The organism is Amycolatopsis acidiphila, from assembly GCF_021391495.1.
GTDB lineage: Bacteria > Actinomycetota > Actinomycetes > Mycobacteriales > Pseudonocardiaceae > Amycolatopsis_E > Amycolatopsis_E acidiphila.
On sequence record NZ_CP090063.1, the window covers coordinates 229509 to 250730 of the forward strand.

A 21222-nucleotide genomic window follows, 5' to 3' on the forward strand; every position below is an offset into this window, starting at 1 on the left:
GGCTCACCCCTCCCGGATGACCTCGATCGGCGGCTTGTCGTCGCGCAGCCCGGTGAACCGCGGATGCCGGAGCTTGCCGTCGTTCGTCCACTCGGAGAAGCGGACCTGCACCACCAGCTTCGGCTCGACCCAGCGCGGCCCGCGTTCGGGCACGACCTCGCCGAACGGCGAACGGTCGCACCGCAGCTCGCCCAGCGTGCCGGCCAGCTCGCGCAGCGTCGCCTCGTTGTAGCCGGTGCCGACCTTGCCGGCGTAGCGCAGTTTGCCCCGGTCGTAGTAGCCGACTAGGAGGGCACCGAAGCCGCTGCGGGAGCCGCCGGGCTTGGTGTAACCGCCGACGACGAACTCCTGGTCCTTGACGCACTTGAACTTCAGCCAGTCCGAGGTGCGGCCCGGCCGGTACGGCGCGTCGGCCCGCTTCGCGATCAGGCCCTCCCAGCCGTGCGCGCACGCGTACTCGAAGTACGTCTCGCCGTCGAAGTTGCGGTGGTTCGAGTAGCGCAACGGGTCGACCCAGTCGAAAGCGTTGCGCAGCAAGTGTTTCCGCTGCCGTAACGGCAACCGGCCGGTGTCGGCGTGGTCGAACTGGATGAGGTCGAACAGGTAGTAGTACACCTGCACGCCGGTCGCCTCGATGCGGTCGCGGTCGGTCAGGTGGATGCGCGGCTGCAGCTTGGCGAAGCTGGTCTGCGGTCCGTCGAACGCCACGATCTCGCCGTCGGCGACGAAGTGCGACGGGCCGTGCGTGGCCAGCGCCTCGACGATCTCGGGATAGGAGTCGTTGACGACATGGTGGTTGCGGGACCAGAGCGTCGGCGTGCCGCCCGCGCGCGAACAGATCGCCCGGACACCGTCGAGCTTGCGCTCGAACAGCCAGTTGTCACTCGAGAAGCGCCGTTGAGTCAGCGTCGCGAGGGTGGGCTCGCGCCAGCCGGGCTCAGTTTGCATGATCAACGGGTACCCCCGATGCCGCAGCTGGAAACCGGGGTCCGATCAGGGTGAGACTACGTCCTCGTCCTGTTCGGTCAGCCCTTCGCGCAGCCTTTCCAGGGTCCTGGCGAGCAACCGCGAGACGTGCATCTGGGACACCCCGATGCGTTCCGCTATCTGCGTCTGGGTCATGTTGTGCACGAACCGCAGCCCGAGGATCTTGCGTTCCCGCTCCGGCAGCTCCTGGATCAGCGGCAGCAGCGCCTCGTGGTTCTCGACGCCTTCGAGCGCCGCGTCCTCCTCGCCGAGCGTGTCGCCCAGCGCCAGGTTCTCGGTGTCACCGGAGAGGACCTCGTCCAGCGACATCGAGTGGTAGGCGTTGCCGGCCTCCAGGCCTTCGAACACCTCGTCCTGGCTGATGCTCAGGTGCGCCGCGATCTCGCTCGGCGTCGGCGCGCGGCCCAGCCGCTGCGCGAGCTCGGTGTTCGCGGCCGAGATCGACAGGTGCAGCTCCTTGAGCCGCCGCGGCACGCGCACCAGCCAGCCGGTGTCGCGGAAGTGCCGCCGGACCTCGCCCATCACGGTGGGCACGGCGAAGGACAGGAAGTCCGAGCCGCGGCTCGCGTCGAACCTGTCGACGGCGTTGATCAACCCGACCGTGGCCACCTGGACCAGGTCTTCCTTCGCGACGCCTCGACCGGAGAAGCGTTGTGCGATGTGTTCTGCCAGTGGGAGATGACCGGTCACCAGTTCGTCCCGCAGCGCCGTCCGGCGAGGATCGTTCTCGTCGAGGGCCTTCAGCTCGTCGAACAGCGGAGCGAGGTGCTCGTATTCGTTGGACGAAGTGGGTTTTGCTGGCTCGGCTCGCGAGCCGGTCACGCGCCCGCCCCTGGCGCGTCGACCACGACCCGTCGCTTGGCGAGTTCGATGTCCACCTGGTGGCCGAGTTGCCCGTTCGAGGTGACCCGGCTGTCCACCGAGTCGGTCAGTGTCGTCAGCACCCGCCAGCCGAAGGACTTCGTGCTGGGAGAACTGTCGCTCTCGGAATGCACTGTTCCGGTGAACCGGAGCTCGTCGTCGGACACCGTGAACCGGCACCGCATGGTGCTGCCCGGCACCGCCCTGGTGATCAGCGTCGAGCACGCTTCGTCGACGGCCAGCCGGAGGTCGGCGATGGCGTCGAGGTCGAAGTCGGCGCGGGTGGCGATGGTCGCCACGACGGAACGCACGATCGGCAGGTGCACGAGATCGGCCCCGAGCCAGAGCTCGATGTCGTTGTGCGCGTGCAGGGGCGGTGGTTCCCAGTCTGCCACTTTCACCTCGCCGTAGTTCGGATGCTGCTGCGCACCATGATGCCTCGAACGGGGGACTCTCGCCTGCCGGTACCGTCACCCGTGCCGGAGGATCGCGCCGAAGCCTTCGGTAAGTGCGCTGTCAACGTAGACGAGGTCCGCGTCGACCGCGATGGCGGCCACCGGGACGGCCTCGTCGGCCCGCCGCTCGTGAGCCTGCGCGGCGCCGAGCGTCCGTAGCTCGGGCTCGGTGACGGCGATCTGCGTGGGGGACTCGCCGGTGAAGACGGTGCCGTCGCCCGGATCCGCGATCAGCAGGGTCTCGACGTTGCTTTCGACCAGGGCGCTCGTGACCGCCTCCAGACCGTCGACGGCCAGCCCGCTCTCGCTGTGGAGCGCGTTGTCGAACCGCTCCAGCACCTCGTCCAGCCTGCGCTGCTTCTCGGTCAGGACGACTTCGCCGGCGACGTCCTCGTGGGTCACTTCCCGGGCGATGTCCTGCAACCGCTTCGGCAGCGCCTCGCGTACGGCGCGCCGCCCCTGGATCTCCCCGGCCACGACGACCAGCTCGGCGCCGACGCGGTCGGCGAGCTTCGTCACGTCGTCGGCGATCTCCGCGACGTTCCGGCGGATGGTCTCCTCGGTGCGCCGGCGCATGTCGTACTGCGCCATGCCGCCTCCGCGCACCTGGTGCACGGGATGGTCGCGCCCGGACACCTCGTCGGTGTCGAGCTTGCGGCCGTGCTCGTCGTAGGCCGTGACGGTGGCGTCGACCTGGTTCACGGAGGCCACGACGTACCTGACGCCCGGCTTCGCGTACCGGGTCAGGGGCACCACGTAGGGCAGGTCGGACACCCGGGTGACGGGTGCGGCGGGCGGCTCGTCCAGGCGTTCGTCCACCACGACGGAGTCGCCGGCCGCGACCAGGGCGCGACCGCTGCGGCCGACCGCTCTGGAGCCGTTTCGCACCGCCGACTCGAGCGCGTTCAGCGTCTCTCCGGGGGCGTGCTGGGCCGAAAGCTGGTCGTGCAGCTCGCGCCAGCGCAGCTCGAGCTGCTTCTCGGCGTCCTCCGTGTCGTGGGAGTCCTCGAAGTAGACGGACGTGAACGGGCCTGGGGTGGTCACAAGCTGTCGTAACGTCGTCGTCTGCATGGGCCGGTGGTACCCCGCTGCGTGAGGGGCAAAACGTGCTGTTCGATGGGGTCATGGCGGCTGAGTTCAAGGATCTTTGGCTGGATGCGGACGATCATCGGACCCTCGCGGACCGGCGCGGCCCGGAGGGCGACGAGCTCCGGGTATCCGCGCGATGAGCTGGTGGCATGCGCTGATCGTGCTGCTCGCCGGGGTGTGGGCGGGCACGATCAACACCGTCGTCGGGTCCGGCACGCTCGTCACGTTCCCGGTGCTGGTCGCGCTCGGCTACCCGCCGGTGACGGCGACGACGTCGAACGCGCTCGGGCTCGCGCCGGGCACCATCAGCGGCGCGATCGGGTACCGGCACGAGCTGACCGGGGAGGCGCGGCGGCTCGTGCGCTACAGCGTCCCGTCGTTCCTCGGCGCCATCGGCGGCACCGTCCTGCTGTTGTCCTTGCCGCCCAACGCCTTCGAAAAGGTCGTGCCGGTACTCGTCGGGCTGGCGGTGGTGCTCGTGCTCGTGCAGCCTGTCGTGTCGGCCCGGGTGGCCAGGCGGCGCGAGCGCGCCGAGACGACGGCCGGCCACGGCGGTCCGCTGCTGCTGTTCCTGATCTTCCTCGTCGGGATCTACGGCGGGTACTTCACGGCCGCCCAGGGCGTGATGCTGATGGCGTTCATGGGCATGCTGCTGACCGACCCGATCCAGCGCATCAACGGCATCAAGAACGTGCTCGCCGCCGTGGTGAACGTCGTCGCCGGCGTGATCTACGCCTTCATCGCGCCGATCAGCTGGCCGGTGGTCGCGCTGCTCGCGGTCGGCTCCACGCTCGGCGGGCAGCTCGGCGCCAAGATCGGGCGCCGGCTGCCGGCCACCGCGCTGCGCGTCGTGATCGTGCTCGTCGGGGTCGCCGCGATCGTTCAGCTGGTCCTGCGGTAGCTGCGCGCGGCGTGCAGGAACAGGTCGTTCTCCTCGGAGTGGCTGATCGTCACCCGCACGCCGGAACCGGCGAACGCGCGGACCACGACCTTGTTCGCCAGCGTGTGCTCGGAGAAGTCGACCGCGTCGTCCCCGAGCGGCAGCCAGACGAAGTTCGCCTGCGTGTCGGGCACCTCGTAACCGGCCTCGATCAGCTCGTTCCGCACCCGCTCGCGCTCGGCGACGATCGTCTCGCAGCGCGCGAGCAGCTCGTCCTCGGCATCGAGGCAAGCCATCGCCGCGGTCTGCGCGAGGGAGTTGACGCTGAAGGGCACGTACACCTTCCGCAGCGCCGCGGCGATCTGCGGCGGGCCCGCGAAGTAGCCGACGCGCAGCCCGGCCAGGCCGTAGGCCTTGGAGAACGTGCGCAGGACGGCGACGTTGTCCCGCGTGCGCACGTAGTCGACGCCGTCCGGCACGTCGGGGTCGGTGACGAACTCGCGGTAGGCCTCGTCCAGCACGACGAGCACGTCGGAGGGCACCCGGTCGAGGAAGCGGTCCAGCTCCGCGCGCCGGTTCGCCGTGCCGGTCGGGTTGTTGGGGTTGCAGACCATGATCACCCGCGTGTTCGGCGTGATCGCGTCGGCCATCGCGTCGAGGTCGTGCGTGTGCGTCGAGTCCAGCGGCACCTTCACCGGGTTCGCGCAGGCGATCTGCGTCGCGATGGGGTAGGTCTCGAAGGACCGCCACGCGAACACCGCGTCGTCGCCCGGCGCGCACATCGCGTGCATCAGCTGGTGGCACAGCGCCACCGAGCCGCAGCCCACGGCGATCTGCCCGGCAGGCAGGCCCAGCTTCTCCGCGAGCCGGGCCGCCAGCTTGCCGACGCCGGGGTCCGGATAGCGGTTGAGATCGGTGGTGGCCTTGGCGATCGCGGCGGCGACGCTCGGCAGCGGCCCCCCCGGGGTCTCGTTGCTGGAGAGCTTGATCGCGCCGGGCACGGACCTTCCCGCGACGTAGTCGGGCAGCGTATCGAGGTCGACGCGGGGCTGGACCGGCATTACTGTGCTCCTTCTGGGCGAAAAGCTGCTGCTGTCACGTTAACCCGTGGCTTCGGCAGAAGTTCATGTTGACTTCTGTTCACTCCGGGATGGTTGAGTAGGGAGATGACGCAGACGCACACCGAACACTACGAGCGCGAGGACGGCCGCGCGATCGAGCTGACCTATGCCGAACCCGAGAACGTCGTGCGTGGCGGCCTCGTCGTCCTGCACGAAGCCGAGGGGATCACGCCCGGGGTGCGTCTGCTGATCGCGAGTCTGGCCGGCGAGGGATGGCTCGCCGTCGCGCCACACCTGAAGGGCGAGCCGGCGCGCGAGGACGTCCTCGCAGCGACGGACATCACGTTGGCCTGGCTGGTCGACCACGGCGTGCAGGCGGATCTGCTCGGCGTCGTCGGGTTCGACCTCGGCGGCACAGCGGCGCTCGTGGTCGCGTCGAACCGCAAGCTCGGCGCGGCCGTCAGCGTGGGCGGGCAGGGTGGCAGCGAGCTGCCCGCGCTCGTCGAGATCGCGGGCAAGCTGACCAGCCCGTGGCTGGGCATCTACGGCGACGCGGGCGACGAGCTCGGCGCGGCGGAGGTCGAGCAGCTGCGGGACGCGGCGGCCACCGCGGGCGTCGTGAGCAACGTGGTGCGCTACCCCGGCGCCAACCACCGCTTCGACGCCGATCCGAAGGCCGCCGTCGAGGCCTGGCAGCGCACGCTGAGCTGGTTCGACGCGCACCTGCGCTGACGTAAAGTCGCCGTGTGACCAATGCTGCTGACACCCCCGAAGTCCTCTGGCGGCCCACCTCGGAACAGATCGTCGGAAGCAGGATCCAGGCGTTCCGCGAATGGTTGCGCGGGCAGCGTGGCGTGCAGCTCGCCGACTACGACGAGCTGTGGCGGTTCTCGGTCGAGGACCCGGCGGGGTTCTGGGGCGGGCTGGCCGAGTTCCTCGGCGTGCGCTGGCACGAACCGCCGCGGTCGGTGCTCGACGGCGCGCGGATGCCCGACACGAAATGGTTTCCCGGCAGCACGCTGAACTACGCCGAGCACGCCCTCTCTCGCGGCGTCGCGGGCGCGACGAAGGCAGACGACGAGCTCGCGGTGATCCACCGGCGCGAGGACGGCGTCGAGGGGGAGCTCACGTACGGCGAGCTGCGCAGCCAGGTCGCGGCGGCGCGGGCGGCGCTGGCCGAACTCGGCGTGGGCAAGGGCGACCGGGTCGTGGCACTCGCGCCGAACTGCCCGCAGACGCTGGTCGCTTTCCTCGCCACGGCGAGCCTGGGGGCGACCTGGTCGTCGTGCTCGCCGGACTTCGGGGTGCGGGCGGTCGCCGACCGGTTCACCCAGATCGAGCCGAAGGTGCTCATCGCCGTCAACGGGTACGTCTACAATGGACGGTCCTTCGACGTGCGGCCGACGGTGGACCAGCTGCGCCGGGACATCCCCTCGCTCGCCGCGACAGTGCTCGTGGAGTACGTGGGCGACGGCGAACTGGACGGCACGCTCGACTGGGATGCGTTGCTGGACAAGCACTCCGGCGCCGAGCTGGCCTTCGAGCCGGTGCCGTTCGACCATCCGCTGTGGGTGCTCTACTCCTCGGGCACGACGGGGCTGCCCAAGGGGATCGTGCACGGCCACGGCGGCATCGTCGTCGAGCACCTCAAGGCGCTGGCGCTGCAGTCGGACCTCGGGCCCGGCGACCGGTTCTTCTGGTTCACCACGACCGGCTGGATGATGTGGAACTTCCTCATCGGCGGCCTGCTGGTGGGCACCACGATCGTGCTGTTCGACGGCAGTCCCGGTCAGCCCGACCTCGGCGCGCTGTGGCGGCTGGCGGACGAGCGGAAGATCACCTATTTCGGCACGTCGGCGCCGTTCATCCAGAGCTGTCTCAAGGCGCGTCTCGAACCGGGAGCCGACCACGACCTCTCGTCGCTGCGCGCGATCGGGTCGACCGGCTCGCCGCTGAGCGTCGAAGGGTTCCGCTGGATCGCCGGGAAGATCGGCGAGCACGTACAGATCTGTTCCGTCTCGGGCGGCACCGACCTGTGCGCGGCGTTCGTCTGCGCGGCCCCGGACCTGCCGGTGTGGCTCGGCGAGCTGTCCTGCCGGGCGCTCGGCGCGGCGGTCGCCTCGTACGACGACGACGGCAACGAGGTCGTCGAAGAGGTCGGTGAGCTCGTGGTCACCCAGCCGATGCCCTCGATGCCGGTGTTCTTCTGGAACGACCCCGACGGCACCCGGCTGCGGGAGGCGTACTTCGACTACTACCCGGGCGTCTGGCGGCACGGGGACTGGATCCGGATCACCGAGCGGGGCTCCGCGGTGATCTACGGGCGCAGCGACTCCACGCTCAACCGCGGCGGCGTCCGGATGGGCACCGCGGAGTTCTACCGGGTCGTCGAGGGCTTAGATGAGATCGCGGACTCACTCGTGATCGATACGACCAGTGCGGGGAATACCAACGGTGAGCTGCTGTGTTTCGTCGTGATGGCAACGCGCGCGAGCCTGGCGGACGTCGAGCCGGATCTGCGCAAGGTGCTGCGGGCAGAGCTGTCCCCGAGGCACGTGCCCGACCGGTTCGTCGAGGTGGCTGAGGTGCCCAGGACGCTGAACGGTAAGAAGTGCGAGGTCCCGGTCAAGAAGATCCTTGCCGGGATGGCGCTGGACCGGGCGGTGAGCCGGGACGCGCTGGCCAACCCGGCGGCGTTGCAGCCGTTCATCGAGCTGGCCAGGGGGAGTTAGACAGAAGGGGAGCTGGGTTGGTGGGGAGGTCGTTGACGGGGGAAGCGCATCCCGCGCTGTGGCGCCTGACGGGGGCGGCGTCGGTGGCGGCGATCACCTGGACCACGAGGCTGGTCGGGCTGGTCGCCGTGCTGTCGGTGGTGCTGCCCGCCGGGCGCCGGGGGATGCGCGGTCGCGTGGCGGAGTGGCTGGAGCTGCCGCAGGACGCGACCACTGGTGCGGCCGCCGTCGTGCTGGTGACGGGCGTCCTGCTGATCCTGCTCGCGTCAGGGTTGCGGCGGCGCAAGCGCCGGGCGTGGCAGCTCGCGCTCGCGGCGAGCGTGCTGCTGGCGCTTTCGCATCTGGGGCTGCGGCACGTGCTCGGGGCCGGGCTGGTGTCGGTCGCGCTCGCGGTGGCGCTGCTGGCCAACCGGCGGCACTTCATCGCGCTGCCGGATCCGGTGACCGGCCAGTGGCGTGCGGTGCGGGTGTTCCTGCAGCTGTTGCTGGCCGGCCTGGTGATCAACTTCGCACTGCTGTCCTTCGCGCCGCACAGCTTCGTCGAGCCGATGGCCTGGCAGGGCAGGTTCGCGTACGCGGCACTCGCGCTGATCGGCATCGGCGGGCCCGCGGTGTTCCACGCGATGTGGCTCGACGATCTGACGACCTCGGTCGGGCTGCTGTTCGGGCTCGGCGCAGTGCTGGTCGCGGCGTACTTCCTGCTGCGCTCCGCCGAGCCGGCGCCGCACCTGTCCGAGGAGGAGAAGGCGCGGCTGCGTGACCTGCTGGCGCAGCACGGCGCCCGCGACTCCCTGGGGTACTTCGCGCTGCGCGACGACAAGTTCGCGGTCTTCTCGAAGACGGGCAAGGCCGCGGTCACCTACCGGGTGATCGCCGGCGCCGCGGTCGCCTCGGCCGACCCGCTGGGCGACAGCGAGGCCTGGCCGGGTGCGATCGAGGAGTTCCTGGAGGTCTGCCGGCGGCACGGCTGGGTGCCCGCGGCGATGGGCACCTCGGAGCTGGGCGCGACCGTGTGGGCGCGCTACCACCTGGACGTCCTGGAGATCGGCGACGAGGCCGTCGTCGACGCGTCCACGTTCACCCTCGACGGCCGGATCATGCGCGGCGTGCGGCAGGCCGTGTCGCGCACGAAGCGGGCCGGGTACGAGGTGCGTGTCCGGCGGGCGGAGGACCTGGCCGAGGGCGAGCTCGCGGAGCTGGAGGCGCTGGCGGCGAACTGGCGTGGCAGCGACACCGAGCGAGGGTTCTCGATGGCGCTGGGACGGATGGGGGACCCGGGCTCGGTGCTGGTCACGGCGGAGCAGGAGGGGCGGATCCGGGGGTTGCTGCAGTTCGTGCCGTGGGGGACGGACGGGTTGTCCCTGGACGTGATGCGGCGGGACCGGACCGCGGACAACGGTGTGAACGAGCTGATGATCTCGGAGCTGCTGCTGGTGGCGCGGGAGCACGGGGTGCGATACGTCTCGCTGAACTTCGCCGCGTTCCGGAAGCTGATGGAGCAGGGCAGGCGGATCGGTGCCGGCCCGGTGGCAAGGGTGTCGGCGAACGTGCTGGGCTGGGCGTCACACTGGATCCAGATCGAGAGCCTGTACCGGTTCAACGCGAAGTTCCAGCCGAACTGGGTGCCGAGGTACCTGGTGTATCCAGGGGTACGAGAGCTGCCGCGGGTCGGGGTCGCCGTCTTCGAAGCGGAGGGCCTCGGCGGGCGTTCGCGCTGGTTGATGCGCATGCTGCAGCGGTGAGGGGGTGCCTCGCCGGGGTGGTCGGGGGCTGTGTACTCTGTCTGAGCAGTGGTCGTCCGGGAGGCTTCGCCTAGTCTGGTCTATGGCGCCGCACTGCTAATGCGGTTGGGGGTAACCCCCCCTCCCGGGTTCAAATCCCGGAGCCTCCGCTCAGCGCCGGTTCGCCGGATGCTAAGTTGATAACTGAACAAGCGCCCGTAGCTCAACGGATAGAGCATCTGACTACGGATCAGAAGGTTAGGGGTTCGAATCCCTTCGGGCGCGCGCAAGGTTGAGACAGCAAAACCACGAAACCCCCTGGCGACAGGGGGTTTCGTGCTGTCCGGGGTAGATCTTGCTGCCGGTCGTCCCCGGCCGGGTTTCAATGTCATCGACGGGTGCGAGTGCCCCAGCACGTCAGCGATCACCCGCTCGGCGGCAGAAGAGGACGTTTCCAGCGCCGCAGCCGAGAGCTCTCGCTCACGAGGGTCGTTGGCGTGATTGGCCGAGTGGCTACTGTCGTGCGAGACCGGTGCGCCGGTAGTCGGCGACCAAGGTGTCGACGATCTCGGCGAGTCGGTGAACCCCGCGAGTGGTGGTCATGCGCTCGGCCATGCGATGAGCGGCGTGCCGGTAGCGGGGGTCGCCGAGCACGGCACGGACGGCACGGCGGACGGCGTTCGGGGTTGGGGGGTTGGTCCTGATGCGACGTCCTACGCCCGTCCACGCGACTCTGGCGACGACTTCGGGCTTGTCCTCGTGGCTGCCGGCGGCCACGATGGGCACGCCGTAGCGCAGCGCGTACTGCACGCCGCCGTATCCGCCGTTGGTGACGTAGACGTCGGTCTTGGGTAACAGGTCGTCGTAGGGCAGGAACTCGGCCGCGCGGGCGTTCGCGGGCAGGGGCGGCAGCGATGCCACGGGGCGCCCGCCGGTGGCCACAGCGACCAGTACGTCTTCGTCAGCGAGGGCTTCGAGCGTTGGCTTGACGAGCTGTCCGAAGTCCCTGTTGGCGATGGTGCCTTGTGTGACGTGTACGACGGGTCTCGAGCCGTCGAGTTCCTGCCACCACGGGGGGAGCGGCGCTCGCGAGCCGGAGGCCGAGATCGGTCCCGTGAAGTGCAGGGACGCGGGGGCGTCGGATCGCGGGTACTCGAACTCAGGCACGGTGAACTGCGCGATTGCATCAGCCTGACGCGGCCAGTCGAGTACCGCGAAGGGAATCGGGCGGGCGTGTATCCGATGGAAGATCTGGTCGGCGATCTGTTCGACCGGCGGGAACACGACCTTGTCGGTGAGCAGTGCGAGCGCGGTGTTGCGGAGTCGGCCTAACGGGCCGCGCATCGGCGTGAGCCCCATGCCGAACGGCGCGGTGTCCCGACTGGGGATCATCAGCGGGCAGATGCCGCACATCACGATCGGCGGCCGGACGCCGAGCGGGTGGCCGAGGAGGAACGCGCTGCCCGTGAGGGCCGGATCGGTCAGCAGCACGTCGGCAGGCTCGGCGGCGAGCGTCGCCATGACGGCATCGTGTTGGGCCTCACCGGGGCGTACGAAGACGTGCACGATGTCATGGGCGATCGCCTTCGTGCCTTTCAGGGCGGCGCGCTCGGGAAAGGTCTTGTTCCAGTCCTGCCGGTCGTCGAAGTCGGCCTCAGCCGGCAGCGGCAGATGCTCGGCGCCGGTGGACCCGACGGCGTCGGCGAACCTGGATCCGGTGATGAAACGGACCCGGTCTCCTCGCCCCGCGAAGTGCCGGGCGGCGGCGAGCAGTGGGGTGACGTGCCCCTGGATGGGCACTGCGGCGATCGTGATCGACGGCATGACGGCGACTCCCTTGTCCCCGGCCAGATGAGATAGGTTGGACCCCATGGAGCAGTATTCATCTGTATGGTACCGTAGTCAATATGTCGGGTGCTGAGAGCCGCACTCGCACGTACCGTTCCGAGCTTCGGCAGCGCCAGGCGGCGCAGACCAGGCGATGCGTCGTCGAGTCCGCCGTCGAGGTGTTCAGTGAGCACGGGTACCACGGCGCCACGTTCGCGCAGATCGCGAAGCGGGCCGGCGTCTCGGTCGAGACGGTGCAGAAGCACGGTCCGAAGACAGCGCTGCTGTGGGCCGCGGTCGAGGTGGCGTCCTTCGGGGCCGAAGGTCAGATCGACTTCTTCGACACCGACCGAGGGACGGCGATGCTCCAGCTCGATGCACCGGACGCGTTCGCGACGTTCGTCGGCGAGCTGGTGCTCGCGATCAACGTGCCCGTCGCCGGTGTGTGGACGGCGGTCACCGCCGCAGCCCATGGGGACCGTGAAGTCCGGGGCGTCCTGGCCGAGAGACTCACCTCGATCAGGACGCAGGTCAAGAACATCCTCCGCACCGTCGCCGAGCGCGGCTGGCTGCGCACCGACGTCCCCTTCGACGACCTCGTCGAGGCGCTCTGCGTCATCACCAGCGTCGAAAGCTACGTGCGCTACGTGCGCATGGACGGCAAGTCACACGAGCAGTACAAGGCCTTCGTCACGCGCACAGTCCACGACACGATCCTCATGCGCTGATGCCCACGGTTCGTAGCTGTCGTTTCTTCTCCTGTTCAAGGCGGCCCCTGCGGGCCCGCTGACCCGGCCCGGATTCTGTCGAATGGCCAGGCGCGGCGTGCGGCTGGCGCCGGTCCCACGCGGCGGTTCGACATCAGAAGGTTAGGGGTTCGAAGCCCTTCGGGCGCGCGCAAGGTTGAGACAGCAGTACAGAGGGCCCCTGGTCACAGGGGATCCTCTGTACTTGTCGGGTGATACGCAGCAAGGCAGCTCCGCCACCTTGGGGCTGGCCTGCTTCCGTCCGAAGTAGGTGTCGAGCGTCATGCTCGCCCGCTTGTGCCCGAGCCGGTCCGCGATCTCCCGCACCGTCAGTCCCGCCTCGTCGAGCAGGGTGGCGGCGGTCTTGCGGAAGTTGTGACTCGTCACCCAGTCGAAGCCGAGCTTGCCAGGGCCTCCCGGAGGTCGGCGTTCGTGTTCGACCGGTCCCGGAGCTTGCCGACCAGCGTAAAGGGAGGCAGGGACGAGGGGGGTGATCTAAGGGGACCGGGCTTTGTCACGACTGCACGTGACCGCCTGGCTTTGCCGACTCCGGTTCGGGGGCTGTGTGGAGCGCATTGCGCGAGCGGTGCCGGCGCGAATCAACGGCCAAGCGGCGCAAGTAGGGCCAGACTGGCATGCCATTCTGAGCGTCGCGAAGCGCTAGGAAGCCCGATTGTTCGCCAGCGTCTACAAGGCGTGTAATCGTAATCCCCCACATTTCCAGGGCATCACGTCGAGGTATGTAACGCTTGAAATACAAAAATCCGAACAGTTCCAGCGTGGCCAGCGCGTGGTTTGCGTACCTGTGTTCTTCGCTGGTGAGATCACCCGGTTGCTGGTTCTGCTCGGCCAACTCGAAGAGCACACGTCGCCCGTGTTGCCGGTCCGCGTCGAGTAGCTGGTCATGCATCCGGACGTAGAGATCACGCTTACTCGCCCGGCGGTTGTAGAGGAACACGAAAGCGCTGAAGAGCAACGCGATGAATGACAAGACGATGGCCATCCACGCAGCCTCGCCGCCGCACGAAGCAGATCGACACCGACAACGCAACGACCTGGCAACACGTTGAGCTCAGGACGACCGTGTTTAGGCTCCGGACGCTACTCCGTCAGCAGCTCAAGCCCCTCCTACTCGACGAAGTCCTTGTAGTCCTTGACGTTCAGCGTCGCGAGAGGGACCTCGAAGGCCAGGCAGCACGCAGCGACCCACGTGTCGTTTTGCGGGCGTGGCTGGCCTCGGTGCTGGGCGTAGAACGACATCTCGCTCCAGTCCGCGCGACCTTCGGAGTACCAGGCAGGATCGGCAGCGGTTGAAGCTACTCCGCTCACGACGAGGCGCCCCCAGGAGCGCACGTGCGTCCATTTGCTCAGCTCGGCCAACGACAAACTTGATCGCCGGACGGCAGCCCACCAATTGCCATGCCAGCCAGGACTGAAGCTTCCGCTTGATCACCAGCGACGCGACGTACGGGGAGCCCGGCAACGAGCAGCCGCCGAAGTTGTCGCCGGCGCATGCGAACGACGCCCTTGGCCCGGCCAGGACTCGCCGCCTACAGCGTTCTCAGCGGGCTCGACAACAGCACTCTTCTGCACTTCTCCCAGTACACCGACCCGGACGCGCCGACGCTGGCGGGGCACCGGTTATGGAAAGACGAAGTCGATGCCGCCGTCCCGGCCCTGCAACGGGATCGGTGTCACGGCATGCCATCGCCACCGCCGCGCGGTCGTCGATCCGGCCGACCGGCCACGGGCCGAGGGGATGATCTCCGCCCACTTCTACACCAGCCTGGACGAGTCCCGGGTGTTCAACTTCGCCTACTAGACCTCGGAACAGGCCCACCGCGCGGTCGGCTCGGGGAACAGCCGGGGGAACGCGTCCTGCGTGTCCTGCGCAGCCCGGTGCCCGCGATCAACCGCGCCGAGGTGTCGGTCGGACTGTCCACAGTGGTCGCCCGGCTGCTCGCGCCGGACGCCGCGAACCGGCCGCCGGACGCCGCCTGGGTCGTCACGCAACTGGCCGGCATGCTGCCGCCCGACCCGGCCATGAGCAGTGCGAGCCTGGCGCCAGGCTTCCCTGGCGAACTCGATTTCGTCCCGCCGCCGGATCCCGCGGCCGGTCTCGTCGCGACCACCGGAACCGAGCGTCGCTCGCGGCGCGGCTACCTCGTGGCGGGCGGCACCGTGCTGGCCGCGCTGGTCATCGCCGCTTTCCTGCTGTGGTCACGCGGCGACTCCGACCAGCTGCGCACCACGCCCCGGCAGCCACCGCCACCGGCTTCGGCGACCGGCACGACGGCCCCGGCCGCGGTGCGGCTGGAGCCGGTCGACCCGGTCGACCTCGGCAACCAGGTGCAGCTGAGCTGGTCCGCCGACAGCGGCCGGACCCTCGACTTCGCGGTGATCGTCGCGGGGGGAGAGCGAGCCCAACCACACCCTGCTCGCGCAGCGGAACCACGCCATCACGGTGCCGGTCGACCCGGTGCGGAAGTACTGCTTCGAGCTGCAGGCCACCGACAGCAACCAGGTCTACCAGAGCCCGCCCAAGGCGATCCGCGGCGCGGTCTGCCACCCGTAGTCAGGTGATCAGGCCGTGCCGGAGGCCGGAGGCGACCGCGTGCGCGCGGTCGCGGACGCGGAGTTTGGCGTACAGCCGCCGGGCGTGGGTTTTCACGGTGTCCTCGGACAGGTAGAGGTCGCGGCCGATCTGGGTGTTGCTCTTGCCCTGGCTGATTCCGTACAGGACCTGCAGTTCCCGGTCGGTCAGCTGGATGTCGAGCCGGTCGGGGCGCTGGCGGGGGATCGGCGCCGGGGCGGTGCTCACGAGTGCGTGCGCGAGCATGGCGACGAGCACGGGCCGGGACGCGGTCCACTGCAGGAACCCCCGCGCCCCGGTGGCGATCGCGGCGGTGATGGTGGCGGTGTCGTCGGGGGCGCCGAAGACGATGACCGCGGCGCGCGGGTCGTGGGCGAGCAGTCGCCGGGTGGCTTCCACCCCGGCGTGCACCGCGCGCTGAGTGCCGATGAGAACCAGGTCGGCGGGATGCCGCCGGTAGGTGGCCAGTAGCTCGTCGGTGTCGACGACGCAGTCGATGTGACTGACTCCGGGCACCGCGGACATCACGCGGGACAGGCCGTCCCGGATGCTGCGCCGGTCGTCATGGATCAGGACGGTGGTCACCGGGTTCCTTCGATGGTCGAAGCGGGCCCCCGCGCAACGGCGGGGGCCCGCTTCCGGGTGAGGACTGTCAGTGACCGAGGGGCAGGTCGGTGTGCAGCGTGTCGGCGAGGTCGGGCAGCGCCGCGGCGTGGTCGACCGTGCCGAGGTCGGCCAGCGGGCTGTGCGACACGGTGTCGGTGACCGCGGTGTGGGCGCCGGCGATCAGCTGGTGCCCGGCGTCCGGGACGGGCAGCTGCGGCAGGCCGGCCATGGCGTGCACCGGCAGGTCGGTGGGCAGGGTCGTCGGCAGGTTCGGGGCCGGCAGGGCCGGGACGTGGGTGACGGCCTCGGACACCATGGCGGAACCGTCGGTGACGTGCCCGGCGAGCTCGCTGCCACCGGTCGCGACGGCCTGGCCCGCACTGCCGCCTGCGCTGGTGAAGTAACCGGCCACGGTGGCCGAATTCCCGGCGATGGCACCGGCGAGCGCCTCGCCACCGGTCGCGGTGTAGGCGGCGACCACGCCGGTGGCGGCGGTGGTGTCGCCGAGGGTGGCGGCGTCCAGAGTGGAGCCGGGGTCCACGCTGGGCGCACCGGCGGTGCTCACGCCGTAGGTGCCGAGCGGGGACACCGACTCCAGCGTGCCGGCGACCGCGTGGCCGGTGGTCGAGACGGCACCGGCGAAGCTGCTGTCGGGGCCGGTGATCGTGCCCGCGGCGGCGAGGCCGTCGGCGGTGACCACCCCGCTGCCGGTGAAGGCGCCGAAGTCGGAGGTGAGGGCACCGGCCACGCTGCCGCTGTCACCGTCGGTGGCGGCGGCCAGGGCGGCGTCGACGTGGTCACTCGCGTAGGCGAGGCTGCCGGCGAAGCCGTCCGGAGAGGTGGCGGTCGCCGTGGTGAGCGCGCCGAAGTCAGTGGCGGGCAGGGTGCGCGCGGTCTCGCAGAGGCAGTGCAGGTGCCGGATCGCGCAGTGCAGATCGTCGACGGGGGAGGCGGGGAGCGCGGCGAGCCTGGTCTCGATCATGTCCGCCGCGGGGGCCGGCAGGTGGTCGGTGACGAGGGCCGTGGCTTCCTGCACGTCGGCGCCCGTGGCGTCGGACAGGCCGGCGGTGGCGAGCGCGCCGGCCGGGTCGGCAAGGAACGCGGTGTGGCTGGCGTCGTCGGTCAGGAGCGAGACGACGAACTGGTGCAGGGACTGGATCGGGTGGGACACGGGTAGCTCCACGTGAGGTGTGCGAAGAGTGGGGTGGCGTGCAACCGCACGACCAGACCAAAGCTAGGGATCAGCACCGGCGGTGGCATCGGGGATCGATCCCCTCGATCAACTCTCGGAGGACCCCATCCCCCGATGGGGTGTTAGGGGATTTCACCCTATCGAGGCGATCGCCGGGCAGAGCTCACGGACCGTCGAGGCAACAAAGGGTTGGTGCCGGTGATCACCTGTTCGGCAAGCCGGTGCGCGCCCCCGCTGGCACGGACCTCGGTCGCGGTCGCCGTCCATTGCGGAAAACGCTGGCGGTTGGCGTGGACCAATCGCTAGGGTGTGGGCCGCCCGGCAGGCTACGGGGATTGGCGGTCGTCCGAATGGGTACTCGATCGGGTATGAGTCGCACGCTGCTCGGGATCTACCTCAACGATCACCTTGCCGGCGCGATGGCTGGTGTCGACCTGGCGAGACGGCTCGCGCGCAACGAGGGCGAGTGGGCGGGCAACGGCAAGCTCGAGCGGCTCGCCGAGGAGATCGAGCAGGACCGAGCCACCCTGCTGGAGATCATGGCGGCCCTCGGCGAACCCGTCCGGAGAGTCGAGATGCTGGCCGGCTGGGCGGCGGAGAAGGCCGCGCGGTTCAAGCTCAACGGCCGTATCGTCACGCGTTCGCCGCTCAGCAGGCTGATGGAGTTCGAGGCGATGCGCCTCGGCGTCGAGGGCAAGGTCGCCGGCTGGCGCACGCTCCGCGCCCGCGCCGCGGTCGATCCCCGGCTCGACGCGGCCAAGCTCGACGAGCTGATCACCAACGGGCGCAGCCAGATCACCCGGCTCGAACGGCTGCGCGCCCGGGCGGCGGCCGAGTTGTTCGGGGCCGGCGAGGACGGCTGACGCGGCACTGTCCTGTATGGACGGACGAGTTGTCCCCAGCTGTGCGCAACCTGTGGATCACTGCGCCGGCGCGAGTCGGGCCCGCGACGCCCTTTCCCGCCGACGGCAGGCGATCCGCCGGGCAGCGGTGACGTTCATCCGCCACTGCGCCATCGGCAGGCTGACGCGGAAATGGTTCGCCACCGACCGGTCCGACCAGTCCTTGAACGCCGCCAGCCGCGCGGCCTCGGCGGGGATGAGCAGCTCGCCCGACAGCTCCGCGGCCTCTTCCTCGATCTCCCGGACCGCCGAACGGCAGCCGTTCTCGTCGGTCAGCATCGGGCCGAAGGGGTGCTCCAGCAGGACGTGCGCCATCTCGTGCGCGAGCGTCGCCCGGCGGCGTTTCGGGTGGTGCACGTGGTTCTCGATGATGATCGCGCCGCTGGGCTCCAGCGGTACCAGCGCCGCGGAGAACACGTGCGGCCGGACCTCGGTCAGGTGCCGCACCGACTCCGGCGGCAACGCGGGATGGGTGAGGTCGAAGACCTCCACGCCGTACAGCTCGGCGAGCGCGTACGGGTCCAGCGGCGCGAACACCTCCGTGCCCAGTTCCTGCCGCACCTCGAGGGCGAGCTCCTTGGCTTCCTTCTTGAAGCCGCGCCGCAGAGCCACTTCAGCCTCCCTTGTTCCTGGCTCTCATGTGTCGAAGCGTGATGCCGACCACGTCCAGCACGTGCTGCTGGTCGGACTCGCTGAGTTCCTCCTCGGCACGCAGCAGCGGTGCCAGCTGCGCCTCCAGTGACGGCCGGGATCGCTTGTCGCGCACGCCTTCCGGCCACACCATGAACGTCTCCGCCGGCATGCCGAGCCACTGCACCAACGCGATGAACCCGTCGAGGTCGGGGCGGTGCCCGTTGCCCATGCGGCTGACCAGCGACGCGCTCACCCCCGCCTCGGCCGCGAGCTGGCGCCAGGACAGGCCCCGGGCCTCGCGCTCCGCGTCGAGCGCCCCGTGCAACCTGGCCGCGTCCAGCCGTCCCGCCATCGATCCACGCACCCTCCGTCTTTTCGTCGTTGCAGTGTTGCTGGGGCGTTGTGGTTGTGCAACACTTGTGCAGATTGGGAACACTGTTGCAGCTCTGCAACACCACGGAAGGGGATCTGCCATGTCGTGCACCGTCTACTGGGTCTCGCCGCTGTTCGGCAGCTGGGACGTCCGGCGGGTGGACCGGGTGGTCTCGCACCACGGGCGCAAGCGTGAAGCGGTGAGCGTGGCCGCGCGGCTCGCGCGGCGGGACAGGCCGAGCATGCTGAAGATCCAGCGGCGGGACGGGTCCATCGAGAGCCGGCGGGTCTACGGGCACGATGCCCTTCCGCCGGCCGGCTGAGCTCTGTTGGACGCAGGGGTTCTCGAACATGGGTTCGAGACTAGGGGTGGGGTCTGACAGTTCGGGGCGTCGGTCAGCCGGCCTTGCGGGGCGAGTCCGAAGTGGACAGTTCGTTTTCCAGTACAGCGCCCAGAATGTGCACCGCGACGAGATGTGCCTCCTGGACGGTGGCTGCCGTGCCGGGCAGGCAGATCGCGTCCTCGACGACGTTCGCGAGCGGGTTGGGGCCGGGGCCGGTCAGTGCCCACACGTTGGCGCCGGCCCTGATCCCCGCCTCCGCGGCTAGGGCGAGGTTGCGGCTGCGGCCGTTGGCGGACAACAGCACCAGGATGTCCCGCGGCCGCGCGTGTGCCGTCACCTGGCGGGCGAAGACCTCGGCGTAGTCGTGGTGGTACTCGTCCCCGATGGCGGTCAGGCTCGATACGTCCGCGGTCAGTGCGATCGCGGAGAACGGGGGTCTGCCCTGGGGGTAGCGCCCCATCAGCTCGGCGGCGAGCTGATGGGCTTCGGCGGCGGAACCACCGTTGCCCGCGGTGAGTACACGGTTGCCCTCCTGCAGGCGTTCGGCCACCAGGTGTCCCCACCGGGTCAGCCGAGCCATCTGCTGCCGGAGTGCGTCCAGCGTGTCGTCCAGGGTGCTCAGGTGTCCGCGCGCCACATTCGACAGGGGTGTGGTGGTCGCGCTCATGGCAGTGGAATGCCCCTCGCCGCGGAACTGAAACAGCGGCTGGATCGAGCGAGCTGGCGGGTTTTCCCGGGCCAGGGAGGGAGGTGTCAGGACTTCACGAGCCGCGCGATGGCGTCGGAGGCTTCGCGCACCTTGACCTCGGCCTCGTGGCCACCCGCCTTCGCGGCGTCGACCACGCAGCCGGCCAGGTGCTCGTCGAGGAGCTCGAGCGAGAACGACTGCAGTGCCTTCGTCGCCGCCGAGACCTGGGTCAGGATGTCGATGCAGTACTTGTCCTCCTCGACCATCCGCTGCAGGCCCCGGATCTGCCCTTCGATCCGGCGCAGGCGCTTGAGGTAGGCGTCCTTTTCCCCGCTGTAGCTTGCCATTGCGCTGCCCACCTTCGTGCTCGACTTCGTCCGATCATACCCGCTCCCCGTATCTCGAGACAGAAGCGAAACCCCAACCGGCTGCTCATCTGATTACTCTGGCAGGTATGAGCAGACGTGACTGGCTGCCGGTGTCCGCGATGGCCGGCTTCGTGGTCGTCCTCAACGTGCTGGGCTGGGGTGTGCTGACCCTGTTCGTGGTGCCGGAGCACTACGCGATCGGGAACGCGCAGGTCTTCGGGGTCGGGCTCGGGGTCACGGCGTTCACCCTCGGCATGCGGCACGCGTTCGACGCCGACCACATCGCCGCCATCGACAACACGACGCGCAAGCTCATCGCGGACGGGCAACGGCCGCTGACCGTGGGGTTCTGGTTCTCCCTCGGCCATTCGACGATCGTGTTCGTGCTGTGCCTGCTGCTCTCGCTCGGCGTGCGGGCGCTGACCGGCCAGCTGGAGAACGACGCCTCGACGCTGCACCAGGTGACCGGGGTGGTCGGGGTCCTGGTGTCCGGGGTGTTCCTGTGCCTGATCGGGCTGGTCAACCTGGTCGTGCTCACCGGGATCGTCAGGGTGTTCCGCGGGATGCGGGCCGGCGAGCTCACCGAGGCGCAGCTCGAGGAGCAGCTGAACAAGCGCGGCTTCCTGAACCGGATCCTCGGCCGGACCACCGCCGCGGTGCGCAAGCCGTGGCACATCTACCCGGTCGGCGTGCTGTTCGGCCTGGGCTTCGACACCGCGACCGAGGTCGGCCTGCTCGTGCTCGCGGGCGGCGCGGCCGCGTTCTCGCTGCCCTGGTACGCCATCCTCGTGCTGCCGGTGTTGTTCGCGGCGGGCATGACGTTGTTCGACGCCGCCGACGGGCTGTTCATGAACCGGGCCTACGACTGGGCGTTCGCGCAGCCGGTGCGCAAGATCTTCTACAACATCACGGTCACCGCGCTGTCCGTGGCGGTGGCCCTGCTGATCGGCGTCATCGAGCTGATCAGCGTGCTCACCGAGCAGCTGGGCATCACGACCGGGCCGCTCGCGGCGATCGCGAACCTGAACCTGGACTACGTCGGGTTCGTCATCGTCGGGCTCTTCGCGGTGACCTGGGTGGTGGCGCTGGTGGTCTGGCGCGTCGGCCGGATCGAGGAACGCTGGGCGGTGCCGGCCGAACAGTAGGTTTCCCCGGTACGGGTAGG

Annotated in this window: 25 protein-coding genes and 2 tRNA genes; 12 read left to right on the forward strand and 15 right to left on the reverse strand. The window is 69.6% G+C overall.

Annotated elements, in window-relative coordinates:
• Positions 1-3: 3 nt before the first annotated feature.
• The 4 genes from ligD to LWP59_RS01160 form a co-directional block, all read right to left on the reverse strand.
• A complete protein-coding gene (ligD, locus tag LWP59_RS01145) occupies positions 4-948 on the reverse strand; it encodes a non-homologous end-joining DNA ligase (protein ID WP_144632656.1) in 945 nt (314 codons plus the stop codon).
• Between the two features lie 45 nt (positions 949-993).
• Complete coding sequence (locus LWP59_RS01150; protein WP_144632659.1) at positions 994-1809, reverse strand: SigB/SigF/SigG family RNA polymerase sigma factor; 816 nt, start codon at positions 1807-1809, stop codon at positions 994-996.
• Positions 1806-2243, reverse strand: coding sequence for an ATP-binding protein (locus tag LWP59_RS01155; RefSeq protein WP_144632662.1), 438 nt, complete (start codon positions 2241-2243; stop codon positions 1806-1808). The genes LWP59_RS01150 and LWP59_RS01155 overlap by 4 nt, the downstream gene beginning before the upstream one ends.
• A 75-nt stretch (positions 2244-2318) precedes the next feature.
• The gene (locus LWP59_RS01160; protein ID WP_144632665.1) at positions 2319-3374 is read right to left on the reverse strand and encodes an Rv2629 family ribosome hibernation factor; all 1056 of its coding nucleotides are present in this window, start codon (positions 3372-3374) and stop codon (positions 2319-2321) included.
• Between the two features lie 154 nt (positions 3375-3528).
• Between LWP59_RS01160 and LWP59_RS01165 the strand changes: the two genes are divergently transcribed.
• Positions 3529-4293, forward strand: a complete 765-nt coding sequence (locus LWP59_RS01165; RefSeq protein ID WP_144632667.1) for a sulfite exporter TauE/SafE family protein — start codon at positions 3529-3531, stop codon at positions 4291-4293.
• Here the strand turns inward: LWP59_RS01165 and hisC are convergent.
• On the reverse strand, positions 4275-5333 hold the full coding sequence (gene hisC, locus LWP59_RS01170; RefSeq protein ID WP_144632670.1) for a histidinol-phosphate transaminase: 1059 nt from the start codon (positions 5331-5333) through the stop codon (positions 4275-4277). The two genes, LWP59_RS01165 and hisC, sit on opposite strands and share 19 nt — an antisense overlap.
• A gap of 105 nt (positions 5334-5438) precedes the next feature.
• On the opposite strand from hisC, the gene LWP59_RS01175 reads away from it, so the two are divergent.
• From LWP59_RS01175 to LWP59_RS01195, 5 genes are all read left to right on the forward strand, one after another.
• Positions 5439-6065, forward strand: a complete 627-nt coding sequence (locus LWP59_RS01175) for a dienelactone hydrolase family protein (RefSeq protein ID WP_144632673.1) — start codon at positions 5439-5441, stop codon at positions 6063-6065.
• Between the two features lie 14 nt (positions 6066-6079).
• Positions 6080-8065, forward strand: a complete 1986-nt coding sequence (locus LWP59_RS01180; protein WP_144632676.1) for an acetoacetate--CoA ligase — start codon at positions 6080-6082, stop codon at positions 8063-8065.
• Between the two features lie 32 nt (positions 8066-8097).
• Complete coding sequence (locus LWP59_RS01185; protein WP_229858259.1) at positions 8098-9807, forward strand: phosphatidylglycerol lysyltransferase domain-containing protein; 1710 nt, start codon at positions 8098-8100, stop codon at positions 9805-9807.
• 59 nt (positions 9808-9866) lie between these two features.
• Positions 9867-9956 (forward strand) — tRNA-Ser (locus LWP59_RS01190).
• Positions 9957-9998: 42 nt separating this feature from the next.
• Positions 9999-10071: transfer RNA gene (locus LWP59_RS01195), tRNA-Arg, on the forward strand.
• 228 nt (positions 10072-10299) lie between these two features.
• Here LWP59_RS01195 and LWP59_RS01200 read toward each other — a convergent pair.
• Positions 10300-11610 (reverse strand): nucleotide disphospho-sugar-binding domain-containing protein, encoded by a 1311-nt coding sequence (locus LWP59_RS01200; RefSeq protein WP_144632679.1) that lies wholly within the window; start codon positions 11608-11610, stop codon positions 10300-10302.
• A gap of 83 nt (positions 11611-11693) precedes the next feature.
• Here LWP59_RS01200 and LWP59_RS01205 point away from each other — a divergent pair, with 83 nt between their 5' ends.
• Positions 11694-12341 carry a TetR/AcrR family transcriptional regulator gene (locus LWP59_RS01205; RefSeq protein WP_144632682.1) on the forward strand — a complete coding sequence of 216 codons (648 nt, stop codon included), beginning with the start codon at positions 11694-11696 and terminating at the stop codon, positions 12339-12341.
• Positions 12342-12482: 141 nt separating this feature from the next.
• On the opposite strand, the gene LWP59_RS01210 is transcribed toward LWP59_RS01205, so the two are convergent.
• The 3 genes from LWP59_RS01210 to LWP59_RS01220 all read right to left on the reverse strand — a co-directional run bounded on the left by LWP59_RS01210 (position 12483) and on the right by LWP59_RS01220 (position 13739).
• Positions 12483-12746, reverse strand: a complete 264-nt coding sequence (locus LWP59_RS01210) for a tyrosine-type recombinase/integrase (protein ID WP_144632685.1) — start codon at positions 12744-12746, stop codon at positions 12483-12485.
• A gap of 127 nt (positions 12747-12873) precedes the next feature.
• Entirely contained in the window at positions 12874-13362 is a 489-nt protein-coding gene (locus tag LWP59_RS01215) for a hypothetical protein (protein ID WP_144632688.1), read from the reverse strand.
• A gap of 125 nt (positions 13363-13487) precedes the next feature.
• Positions 13488-13739 (reverse strand): PIN domain-containing protein, encoded by a 252-nt coding sequence (locus LWP59_RS01220; protein WP_229858257.1) that lies wholly within the window; start codon positions 13737-13739, stop codon positions 13488-13490.
• Between the two features lie 280 nt (positions 13740-14019).
• Here LWP59_RS01220 and LWP59_RS01225 point away from each other — a divergent pair, with 280 nt between their 5' ends.
• Complete coding sequence (locus LWP59_RS01225) at positions 14020-14181, forward strand: hypothetical protein (protein WP_186383011.1); 162 nt, start codon at positions 14020-14022, stop codon at positions 14179-14181.
• A 77-nt stretch (positions 14182-14258) separates the two neighbouring features.
• Positions 14259-14942, forward strand: a complete 684-nt coding sequence (locus LWP59_RS01230) for a serine/threonine-protein kinase (protein ID WP_144632691.1) — start codon at positions 14259-14261, stop codon at positions 14940-14942.
• On the opposite strand, the gene LWP59_RS01235 is transcribed toward LWP59_RS01230, so the two are convergent.
• Both LWP59_RS01235 and LWP59_RS01240 read right to left on the reverse strand, forming a co-directional pair.
• Positions 14935-15537, reverse strand: a complete 603-nt coding sequence (locus LWP59_RS01235; protein ID WP_144632695.1) for a response regulator transcription factor — start codon at positions 15535-15537, stop codon at positions 14935-14937. The two genes, LWP59_RS01230 and LWP59_RS01235, sit on opposite strands and share 8 nt — an antisense overlap.
• A 67-nt stretch (positions 15538-15604) precedes the next feature.
• Entirely contained in the window at positions 15605-16729 is a 1125-nt protein-coding gene (locus LWP59_RS01240) for an IniB N-terminal domain-containing protein (RefSeq protein WP_144632698.1), read from the reverse strand.
• Positions 16730-17118: 389 nt separating this feature from the next.
• Here LWP59_RS01240 and LWP59_RS01245 point away from each other — a divergent pair, with 389 nt between their 5' ends.
• Positions 17119-17613, forward strand: coding sequence for a hypothetical protein (locus LWP59_RS01245; protein ID WP_229858256.1), 495 nt, complete (start codon positions 17119-17121; stop codon positions 17611-17613).
• Between the two features lie 57 nt (positions 17614-17670).
• On the opposite strand, the gene LWP59_RS01250 is transcribed toward LWP59_RS01245, so the two are convergent.
• Together LWP59_RS01250 and LWP59_RS01255 are read right to left on the reverse strand one after the other, a co-directional pair.
• The gene (locus LWP59_RS01250; protein WP_144632703.1) at positions 17671-18264 is read right to left on the reverse strand and encodes an ImmA/IrrE family metallo-endopeptidase; all 594 of its coding nucleotides are present in this window, start codon (positions 18262-18264) and stop codon (positions 17671-17673) included.
• Position 18265: 1 nt separating this feature from the next.
• A complete protein-coding gene (locus LWP59_RS01255) occupies positions 18266-18637 on the reverse strand; it encodes a helix-turn-helix domain-containing protein (RefSeq protein WP_144632706.1) in 372 nt (123 codons plus the stop codon).
• Positions 18638-18758: 121 nt separating this feature from the next.
• On the opposite strand from LWP59_RS01255, the gene LWP59_RS01260 reads away from it, so the two are divergent.
• Positions 18759-18980: a DUF2188 domain-containing protein gene (locus LWP59_RS01260; protein ID WP_144632709.1), complete on the forward strand. Its 222-nt coding sequence runs from the start codon at positions 18759-18761 to the stop codon at positions 18978-18980.
• 73 nt (positions 18981-19053) lie between these two features.
• Here the strand turns inward: LWP59_RS01260 and LWP59_RS01265 are convergent, their stop codons facing one another.
• Entirely contained in the window at positions 19054-19668 is a 615-nt protein-coding gene (locus LWP59_RS01265) for a D-sedoheptulose-7-phosphate isomerase (RefSeq protein ID WP_144632712.1), read from the reverse strand.
• Between the two features lie 86 nt (positions 19669-19754).
• Positions 19755-20036 (reverse strand): metal-sensitive transcriptional regulator, encoded by a 282-nt coding sequence (locus tag LWP59_RS01270; RefSeq protein ID WP_144632714.1) that lies wholly within the window; start codon positions 20034-20036, stop codon positions 19755-19757.
• Positions 20037-20143: 107 nt separating this feature from the next.
• On the opposite strand from LWP59_RS01270, the gene nicT reads away from it, so the two are divergent.
• Positions 20144-21202, forward strand: coding sequence for a Nickel transporter NicT (gene nicT / locus LWP59_RS01275; RefSeq protein WP_229858254.1), 1059 nt, complete (start codon positions 20144-20146; stop codon positions 21200-21202).
• The last annotated feature ends 20 nt before the right edge of the window (positions 21203-21222 follow it).